This is a genomic window from Mesorhizobium sp. M7A.F.Ca.US.006.04.2.1 (assembly GCF_004022915.1).
Taxonomy (GTDB): Bacteria; Pseudomonadota; Alphaproteobacteria; order Rhizobiales; family Rhizobiaceae; genus Mesorhizobium; species Mesorhizobium ciceri.
This window is the reverse complement of record NZ_RZQA01000164.1, coordinates 1-9,203: the sequence shown is the minus strand read 5'-3', so window position 1 is coordinate 9,203 and position 9,203 is coordinate 1. Positions and strand designations below refer to the sequence as shown.

General features: G+C 64.9%; 7 protein-coding genes and 1 pseudogene. 2 read left to right on the top strand and 6 right to left on the bottom strand.

Features of this window, described 5'->3' with window-relative positions; genetic code table 11:
* The 4 genes and pseudogenes from EN925_RS11495 to EN925_RS11480 form a co-directional block, all read right to left on the bottom strand.
* Window positions 1–539: pseudogene (locus EN925_RS11495) on the bottom strand (UPF0280 family protein); the annotation flags it as partial.
* Window positions 539–2,080 carry a 6-hydroxynicotinate reductase gene (locus EN925_RS11490; RefSeq protein WP_127369497.1) on the bottom strand — a complete coding sequence of 514 codons (1,542 nt, stop codon included), beginning with the start codon at window positions 2,078–2,080 and terminating at the stop codon, window positions 539–541. The gene EN925_RS11490 and the pseudogene EN925_RS11495, both read right to left, overlap by 1 nt.
* A complete protein-coding gene (locus EN925_RS11485) occupies window positions 2,077–4,911 on the bottom strand; it encodes a molybdopterin cofactor-binding domain-containing protein (protein ID WP_128336545.1) in 2,835 nt (944 codons plus the stop codon). The genes EN925_RS11490 and EN925_RS11485 overlap by 4 nt, the downstream gene beginning before the upstream one ends.
* On the bottom strand, window positions 4,908–5,762 hold the full coding sequence (locus tag EN925_RS11480; protein ID WP_024502067.1) for a xanthine dehydrogenase family protein subunit M: 855 nt from the start codon (window positions 5,760–5,762) through the stop codon (window positions 4,908–4,910). The genes EN925_RS11485 and EN925_RS11480 overlap by 4 nt, the downstream gene beginning before the upstream one ends.
* 258 nt (window positions 5,763–6,020) lie before the next feature.
* Between EN925_RS11480 and pncA the strand changes: the two genes are divergently transcribed.
* Window positions 6,021–6,635, top strand: a complete 615-nt coding sequence (gene pncA / locus EN925_RS11475) for a bifunctional nicotinamidase/pyrazinamidase (protein ID WP_013528448.1) — start codon at window positions 6,021–6,023, stop codon at window positions 6,633–6,635.
* A gap of 27 nt (window positions 6,636–6,662) precedes the next feature.
* On the top strand, window positions 6,663–8,081 hold the full coding sequence (locus EN925_RS11470) for a sodium:proton antiporter (protein WP_127369371.1): 1,419 nt from the start codon (window positions 6,663–6,665) through the stop codon (window positions 8,079–8,081).
* Here EN925_RS11470 and EN925_RS11465 read toward each other — a convergent pair whose 3' ends face one another.
* Together EN925_RS11465 and EN925_RS11460 are read right to left on the bottom strand one after the other, a co-directional pair.
* Window positions 8,082–8,816, bottom strand: a complete 735-nt coding sequence (locus EN925_RS11465) for an ABC transporter ATP-binding protein (protein WP_024502064.1) — start codon at window positions 8,814–8,816, stop codon at window positions 8,082–8,084.
* A partial coding sequence (locus tag EN925_RS11460; protein WP_164894180.1) for an ATP-binding cassette domain-containing protein occupies window positions 8,813–9,203 on the bottom strand: 391 nt, incomplete at its 5' end. The genes EN925_RS11460 and EN925_RS11465, both read right to left, overlap by 4 nt.

The following is a 9,203-nucleotide window of genomic DNA, read 5'->3' as shown; positions in this document are numbered from 1 at the left end:
GCGTCGGCAATGCCAAGCGAGAAGGAGCGGCCACGCCAACCGCTGGTGGCGACGCCGCGAACGCCATCTTCCGCGCGGATCGTGATCCGGTCGGCCATGCCGTTGCCGGTACCGGCTACCGCCAGACCCATCGACTGGCCCTTGCCGATATGGAGCGCGCAGTCGCCGCCATTGTTGACATAGGCGCGCTCGATCTTGCGACCGGCAAGCAATGCGGCGAGCATTTCGTCGGCTACCGATCCCGCGACGGCCGCCATCGGAGTTATAAAGCATTCCGCCAGGGGCATGACGGCTGCCTCCATGCGGCGCGCCGTCGGGCCGGCGAAGGTGCGCGGCGCCAGGAAAAACGCCGGCAGCCGCAATTCGGGGAGTTCCTCGACCAGCTCCACCAGGATCGTCTGGAACCGCGCTATGGCCTGTTCATAGGCTCGGCGGCATTCATCCGCCTCACCAAAAACCTCGACGATCAGGTCGATCGGCCCGTGGTTGAGATGCAGCCGCTTGCCGTCCTGCAGCCAATGGGCTTGCGGGCCTTGCATCACCCGGCCCCGTTCGAGCCGGCACGACGTAGCTGCGCGAGTGGCGGCCATGGATTGTTGGCTTCGGCGCCTGTGCCGCGGCGCGGATTCAGGTACTCACCGCCTTTTGCGACAATATCCTCGACGCTGCGGATCTCCGCCTCGTACCCGCCGAGCCTGACATAGTCGTCGCGGCGCAGCGTGAATTCGATCGGCGCCACCAGCGCCGGTGTAGGCACATAGCCGAAGGCGCCTTCCGGCACCCGTGTGACATCGACCATCAGCGTGATGCCGCCGCCCGGCCAGACATAGACCGGCGCACCGCCGACCGTGACATAGGTGGTCAGGCCCTGAACCGAGCGGGTGAGATTGACCGGGTTTTCGGTGACGCCGGCGCGCAGCGAACCGCCGGCGCCGCCGATGAACAGCACCGTGCACAAAGCCGGCTCGCAATTGTCCTCGATCAGGCCGACCGATTTTTGCAGCCGTTCCGGAAACGGTTTTTGCACCGGCTTCAACTCGTCGTCGAGCTCGTAATAGGCGAATTGCTCGCCGGTGGTCGAAACCATCAGCAGCGACAGGCCCGGCCGCGCACCCTTCTTGGCGTTCCACTCGCCAAGGATCGACAGCGGGTCTGAAATGCTGGTGCCGCCCCAGCCGAGGCCTGGCTCAGACACCTTGAAATAGCGGCCCGGCGTCGAACGGCGGCCGAGGATCTTTATCCCTGTGTCCTGCCAGCCCAGCACCTTGCCGGCCTGATGCTCGGAAACGACGCCGGTGATGTGGTCGTCGACCACCACCACCTCGTCGACAAGGCCGCGCCATTGCGTGGCGAACATGCCGATGGTCGCCGAGCCGCAGCCGACGCGCATGCGATGTTCCTGCTTGCCGTCGATGACAGGCGCTTTGCCGGCTTCGACTGTTATGGCGGCGCCGCCGTCGATGGCCAGTTCCACCGGCTTGCGGTTGCACAGATTGAGCAGCGCGTCGCAGGTGGCGCGTCCTTCGGCCTTCGAGCCGCCGGTCAGATGATGCACGCCGCCCAGCGACAGCATCTGCGAGCCATACTCGCCCGTCGTGACATGGCCGATTGCCTCGCCTTGCGATCGCACAATAGCCGTCTCGGGTCCGATATGCCGGTCGGTGTCGATCTTCACCTTGACGCCGCAGTACGAAAAAATGCCTTCCGTGACGACGGTGACGAGATCGACGCCTTCGACTTCCTGGCTGACGATGAACGGCGCCGGCTTGTAGTCGGGATAGGTGGTGCCGGCGCCGATTGCGGTGACGAAGCGGCGGCCGGTGTTGACCAGTTCGCCGTCCCATTGTTCGCCCTCCGCGACGAAGGGCACGATTGCCGCGCCGGCCTCGGCCGCATGGTCGAGGATGGTCAGCGGGTCCATCCGCACGATCCTGCCGCCGACATTGCCGTAGCGGTCGCAGGCGCCGGTGCGACCATCAGCGATGTAGCACATCACCGGACAGGCATCGCAGCGGATCTTCTCCGCCACCAGCTTCTCGCCGGGATCATGGGTCTCGAAGCGTTCGGCAAGCTCGCTCATCGGCGTGCTTCCTTTTCGCGGATGCCATCTTTTTCGCGGATGCCAGCGCGGATACGCGTCGGCGTCGCCGGAACCTTGGTGATCAGAACGCCGGTGGCGTGGCGGATGGCGTTGAGGATTGCCGGCGCCGTCGGGATCAGCACATGCTCGCCCAAACCCTTGGCCCCAAAGGGTCCTTCCGGATCCGGAACTTCTATCAGGATGGTCTCGATCGGCGGCACGTCGCCAATGGTCGGGATGAGATAATCGTGCAGATTCTCCGTGCGGCCGGGGATGTACTCTTCCATCAGCGCCATGCCGATGCCTTGCGCGATACCGCCTTCGATCTGGCCTTCGGCCAGCAGCGGGTTGATCGCCTTGCCCACATCATGCGCGGCGGTGATCTTGATCAGCTTCACCGTGCCGAGCTTGAGATCGACCTCCAACTCGGCAATCTGCGCGCCATAGCCGTAAACGGCGTAGGGTTTGCCCTGGCCCTTGGCATCGAGGGGCAGCGTCGGCGGGTCGTAGCTCTCCTCGGCGCGGAAGACGAAGCCCTCGGCATCCAGGTCCAACGTCGTGAGATCAATGCGGCGGGTGGCTTCGCCTTCGCGGATGACGATCGCCGGGCCGTCGAGTTGGAGAGCGGCTTTTTCCGAAACATTGGCGAAACGCAGGATCTTTTCACGCAAGGCGCGGCCGGCCTTCTCGGCCGCCTTGCCGGTGACGAAGGTCTGGCGCGAGGCCGATGTCTTGCCGGCATCGGGAGTAATTGATGTATCGGCGCTCTTCAGCTGGAATCTCTCCAGCGGCAGGCCGAGCGCGTCGGCGCAGATCTGGGCGATGACCGTGTTCGAACCCTGGCCGATATCGACCGCGCCCTGGTGCAGGATGACCGTGCCGTCGGCCGCGATGCCGACCCGAATGGTCGACGGATTGGGCAGCGAGGTGTTGCCGCAGCCATACCAGCAGGACGCGACGCCGACGCCGCGCTTTCTATCTGTGTTGCCACTGTTGAATGCCTCCGCATCGGCCGCCGCGCGCGCCCAGTGCGGCCGCAGCGATTCGAGGCATTCGGCAATGCCGACGCCGGAGTCCAGAAGCTGTCCTGTGACCGTTTCGGAGCCGTTACGAAGGCAATTCTTCAAGCGAAAATCGAGCCTGTCCATGCCGAGCTTGCCGGCCAGCTCATCATAGAGGGTCTCCTGCATGATCGTCGCTTGCGGCACGCCGAAGCCGCGGAAGGCGCCGGAGATCGGCCCATGCGTATGGATGGCGCGGCCTTCGGCGCGGTAGTTCGGCGTCGCGTAGGGTCCGGAGGCGTGCACCGGCACGCGGTTGGCCACGGTAGGGCCCCAGCTTGCATAGGCGCCGGTGTTGAAATTGCCTTCAAAAATCATGCCGGTGACAAGGCCGTCGGCATCGGCGCCGATGGTCGCCTTCATCTCGGCCGGATGGCGCTTGGTGGTCGACATCATCGATTCGGTGCGGGTGTAGGCAAGTGCCGCCGGCCGCCCTGTCTTCATCGCCACAAGGCCGATCAGCGGCTGCAGCGAGACGTCGAGCTTCGAGCCGAAACCGCCGCCGGTCGCGGTCGGCACGATGCGCACCTTGTCGACGGCAAGGCCGAGCACCTTCGCCGTCTCGTCGCGGTCCATATAGGGCGCCTGGGTGCAGGCGACGACGACCAGCGTGTCGCCGTCCACATAGGCATAGCCGGCTTCCGGTTCGATATAGGCGTGCTCGACATAGGAGGTGTCGATGACGCCGGACACCGTGAACGCTGCACCGGCAAGGGCCCCTTCCGGATCGCCGCGTTCGACGAAGCCGGAGGTCAGCAGGTTTGCCGGTCTGTTCTCATGGATGAGCTTGGCACCGCCGGCGCGCGCTTCGCAGGATTGGAGAACATGCGGCAATTCGGTCCAGCGGATCGGAAAATCCGAGAGGTCGATATCGAGCATCGCCTCGCGCTCGCCAGCGACCAACGCCACCGCCTCACCGCGAAGGCGGGCAAACCCTTCGGCCAGTGCCGGCTGGTCGGCGAAGGGGCCGATGACGCCGAAACAGTTTTTTCCCGGAATGTCGGCGGCGGTGAAGACGCAGGCGACACCGGGATGTGCCTTCGCCCAGCCATCGAGGTCACCGAAGGCGAAGCTGGCGTGGTAATGCGGAGAGCGGACCACCAGCACGGCCAGCGCATCGGCGGGGGAAGAATCGCCGCCGAATTTCTCAGCCCCGGTGACCTTCGGCACGCCGTCGAGCCGGATGGGCGAGGAACCGATCGCGTGGCCTGACCGGGGCAAGCGGAAATCCAGGCTTGCTGCCTGCAGGGAGGCATCCATCACTGCGGCAATGATCTTCCGGTAGCCGGTGCAGCGGCACAGAATTCCGCCGAGCGCGTCCTGTACCTCGACCTCGGTGGGGCTCGCCTTCTTCTCCAGCAACGCCGTCGCCGCGACCAGCAGCGCCGGCGTGCAAATCCCGCACTGCGCAGCGCCATGGGCGAGGAAAGAGGCCTGCAACGCCGACAGCCGGCCGTTGGCAAGCCCTTCCACGGTCGTCACCGATGCGCCGGCAGCGGACGCCGCCGACATCAGGCAGGCGCAGACGGGATCGCCGTCGACCAGCACCGTACAGGCGCCGCAATCGCCGGCATCGCAGCCGACCTTGGTGCCGGTCAGCCCCAGTTCGTCGCGCAGCACCAGGGACAGCCGGCGCAGCGGCGGCACATTGACCGATACGACGCTGCCATTGACCTCGAAGGCGATGTCAACGCGCTCCGGGCCGCGAGCAGGCCGAACGGCGCCCAGGTCGGGCACTGCTTCACGCACGTCAGGTTGAACCTGGCTCATGCCGCCACCTCTTCGCCAGTCGTCCGCCCCACAGCCGCAAGCACGGCGCGGGCAACAATCTCGCGCACTGCATCGAGCCGGTATTCGGCGCTGCCGCGCACATCGGCGATCGGCGACAGTTCGCTCATCGGCGCGGACAGGACCGCATCGGCAAGCTCGCCATCCACCGGCAGCCCGCACAACGCGGCTTCGACGCCGGCCAGCCGCTTGGCCACCACCGAACAGGAGCCGGCCGCGACCGCCGCTTGCCGGACGGTGCCATTGTCGACGGCCAGACGTGCTGCCACCATGGCAATGGAAATGACGAGATAGCGCCGGGCGCCGAGCTTGACGAAAGCCGACGTGCCGCTGGGCTTCGGCACGCGGATCGCCGTGACCATCTCGCCGGGCAGCAGAGCCGTGCGGCGGTTGCCGAGAATGAAGTCCTGCAACGGCAGGTGCCGCGTCGCTGCCACCGAGCGCAGCTCGACCTCGGCGTCGAGGACGAGCAGGGCCGGCACGCCGTCGGCGGCAGGCGAGGCGTTGCAGAGATTGCCGGCGACCGAGGCGACGTTCTGGATCTGCGCCGAGCCGACCTCTCGCGCCGCCTGCTTCAGCGCCTCGAAGGCCGGCGGCAAGGGATGGCGGACGATGTCGGTCCAGGTCGTGCGCGCGCCGATGACGAAATGGTCGCTCGTCTCGGCAATGCCGCAAAGCGCCGCCAGGCCGTTAACGTCGAGAACATTGTCGCGGATCGGTTTGCTGCCCTGTGCCGGATAGAAATCGGTGCCGCCGGCAAGGATGCGCCAGGCGCCCTCGCCAAGCAAAGCGAGCGCTTCGTCGACCGAGGTGGGTTTCGCGTAACGGATCACGCTTTGCCTTCCCGAAAAGAGGCCTTCCAGAGCTGGTACTTCGAAAGATCCTTCCAGCACAGGGGTCGGAAAATTCATTCGTATGCAAATGATATCAAGCTGGCAGGATTTGTCAAAGCCGGAGTTTGCCGCGGCGCCGCCGGCACGCATTTGTTATGGCTCGAGAGGTTGACGCGGCCGGCCATCTGGTCAAGTTTCTGCGTCCGGTCGCGTCAGCGGCATTTTCCACTGGAGCCTGCATACGGAAGAGGAAAGCCCATGGCCGACGAAGCGCTTGTCGTCATCGACCTGCAGAACGATTTTTGTCCCGGCGGCGCGCTGGCGGTTGCCGGCGGCGACGAGATCGTGCCGCTGGTCAACGACCTGATCCGGCGAACCGACCATGTCGTGCTGACGCAGGACTGGCATCCCGCCGGTCACTCCAGCTTTGCTTCCAGCCATCCGGGCGCGCAGCCCTTCACCATGATCGAAATGCCGTACGGCCAGCAGACGCTGTGGCCGGACCACTGTATCCAGGGCAGCCTGGGCTCGGATTTCCATTCCGGCCTCGCCTGGACCAAGGCCGAGCTCGTCATTCGCAAGGGATTTCGGCCTGATATCGACAGCTACTCGGCCTTCTTCGAGAACGACCGCACGACCCAGACCGGCCTTGCCGGCTACCTCCGGGAGCGCGGCATCGACACGCTGACCCTGGTCGGGCTGGCGACCGATTTCTGCGTCGGCTTTTCGGCGCTGGATGCCGTCAGCCAGGGCTTCAAAACCACAGTGCGGCTGGATGCCTGCCGCGGCATCGATCTCAACGGTTCGCTCAATGCCATGCTGCAGCGCATGCGCGACGCCGGCGTGAGGCTCGAAGACCCTTTGTCGGACTGACGGATCGTGAGGCACAAGAGGGGCTTTTTGTGGGTCGCGACGAAAGCGGCAATCGTCGTGGCCGTGCTGTTTCCGGCACAGGCTTTCGGGGCGGAGGAACACGGCCTGCCCGGCGCTTCGATGTCGCTGTGGTGGGCGCTGCCCTTTGCCGGGCTGCTGTTGTCGATCGCCACTGGTCCGCTGCTGTTTCTTCATGTCTGGGAGCATCACTACGGCAAGATCGCGGCCCTTTGGGGCGCTCTGGTGGTCCTGCCGCTGGCGGTCGCCTTCGGTGTCCCCACAGCGACCGAAGCGGTACTGCATGCGTTGCTCACCGAATACATGTCGTTCATCATCCTGCTGTTTGCGCTGTTCACCATTTCCGGCGGCATTCTCCTTGCCGGCAACATTCACGGCACGCCGCTGGTGAATGCCGGCCTGCTGCTGGTCGGCGCGCTGCTGGCCTCGGTGATCGGCACGACCGGTGCCTCGATGATCCTGATCCGGCCGATCATCCGCGCCAACGATAACAGGCCGTTCAACGCCCATGTCGTCATCTTCTTCATCTTCCTGGTGTCCAACATCGGCGGCTCGCTGACGCCGCTTGGCGATCCGCCGCTGTTCGTCGGCTTCCTGCGCGGCGTCGACTTCTTCTGGACGACGACGAACCTCTGGCACGAGACGCTGTTCGTCGGCGGTGTCGTCCTGGGCATTTTTCTGGTGATCGACATCATCCTGCACCGGCGCGAGGCTGGCGCGCCGAAGATCAAGGACCCGACACCGGATACCAAGGTGCGCCTGCGCGGCCTGGCCAACCTTCCGCTCCTGGCGGGGGTGATCGTCGCCATCCTGCTATCGGCGGCTTGGAAGCCGGGCGTCAGCTTCTCCGTGTTCGGCGTCAGCCTGGAACTGCAGAACCTGGTGCGCGACGCCATGATCCTGGCGCTCGCCCTCGTTTCACTTGTCATTTCGCGCAAGGAATACCGCGAGGCCAATGGCTTCAACTGGGGTCCGATAGCAGAGGTGGCCAAATTGTTTGCCGGCATCTTCATCTGCATCGTGCCGGTCATCGCCATCCTCAGGGCAGGCCGTGAGGGTGCGCTGGCGCCGCTGGTGTCGCTTGTGAGTTCTTCCTCCGGCCAGCCCAACGATCTCGCCTATTTCTGGCTGACCGGGGCGCTGTCATCCTTCCTCGACAATGCGCCGACTTATCTGGTGTTCTTCGAGCTTGCCGGCGGTGACCCCCGGCACCTGATGATGGAGTTCGCTTCGACGCTTGCCGCGATCTCGGCCGGCGCCGTGTTCATGGGCGCCAACACCTATATCGGCAATGCGCCGAATTTCATGGTCTACGCCATCGCCCGACATCGCGGCGTGAAGATGCCGGGCTTTTTTGGCTATATGGCATGGTCGGGCCTGGTGCTAATCCCGACATTTTTGATAGCGGGTTTTCTGTTCTTCGGCTGATCAACCCACGCCGACATAACGGCGCACCGCTGACGGATCGGCGCGCAGTTCTTGGACATCGACCGTCTCGCGGTTGCGGCCGTTTTCGACGAAGGCAACGCGGTCGGCGACAGAAAGCACCGCATCGACCCGTTGTTCGACCAGGATGGTCGACACGCCCATGTCACGCAGCGTCGACACCGTCTCGCGGATCTTGGCGATCATCGACGGCATCAGCCCTTCGGTCGGCTCGTCGAGCAATAGCACCTGCGGTTCGAGGCAGAGTGCACGCGCCATCGCCAGCATCTGCTGTTCGCCGCCGGACAGTGTGCCGGAACGCTGCCGCAGCCGCTGGCGCAGCAATGGAAAGAGGTCGAGCACGTTTTCACGCGTCGCCTTGCCTTTGCCGCGCGCCATCAGGCCGATCTCGATGTTTTCCGCCACCGTCATTTCGGCGAACAGTCGCCTTCCCTGCGGCACATAGGCGACGCCGGCCTTGGGCACCTCATGCGCCGGCAGGCCGGTCAACTCCTTGCCATCGAGCCTGATCGAGCCGGCGCTCGAGGGGACCAGCCCCATGATGGCCTTGAGTGTCGTCGTCTTGCCGGCTCCATTGCGGCCGAACAGGCACAGCACCTCGCCTTTGTTCAGCACCAGGTCGAGGCCATAGAGTACCTGGACCTCGCCATAGAAGCAGTCGAGCCCCGAAATGGTGAGTGCTTGAGGCGTGGCCTCGGCCTGGTTTGCCTCGGTCATGGGGCAGTCCCCAAATAGGCTTCCTGCACCGCCGCGTTTTCGCGGATCGCTTCGGGCGTGCCTTCGGCGAGGATCTTGCCGGCATTGAAGACCGTGATGCGGTCGGCCAGTTGCATGACGACAGGCATGTTGTGCTCGATCAGAAGCACGGTGGCGTTCTTGGCGATCTCGCGCACCAGGGTGATGAAATTGTCGATCTCGCTGTCGGCCAGCCCTTGCGTCGGCTCGTCGAGGATCAGCAGGCGCGGCTTCAGCGCCAGGCCCATCGCCACTTCCAGCAGGCGCTGATGGCCGTAGGACAACTGCCCGGCCGGCATGTGGGCGCGATCGGCCAGGCCGGTGCGTTCGAGTGCGGTCATGACAGCGGCCTGTATCGCGCTCCTGGAA

Excerpts from the sequence above, each read along its gene's own strand:
- EN925_RS11490 (WP_127369497.1), bottom strand. The coding sequence starts at position 2,080 with ATGAGCGAGCTTGCCGAACGCTTCGAGACCCATGATCCCGGCGAGAAG.
- EN925_RS11485 (WP_128336545.1), bottom strand. The coding sequence starts at position 4,911 with ATGAGCCAGGTTCAACCTGACGTGCGTGAAGCAGTGCCCGACCTGGGC.
- pncA (WP_013528448.1), top strand. The coding sequence starts at position 6,021 with ATGGCCGACGAAGCGCTTGTCGTCATCGACCTGCAGAACGATTTTTGT.
- EN925_RS11465 (WP_024502064.1), bottom strand. The coding sequence starts at position 8,816 with ATGACCGAGGCAAACCAGGCCGAGGCCACGCCTCAAGCACTCACCATT.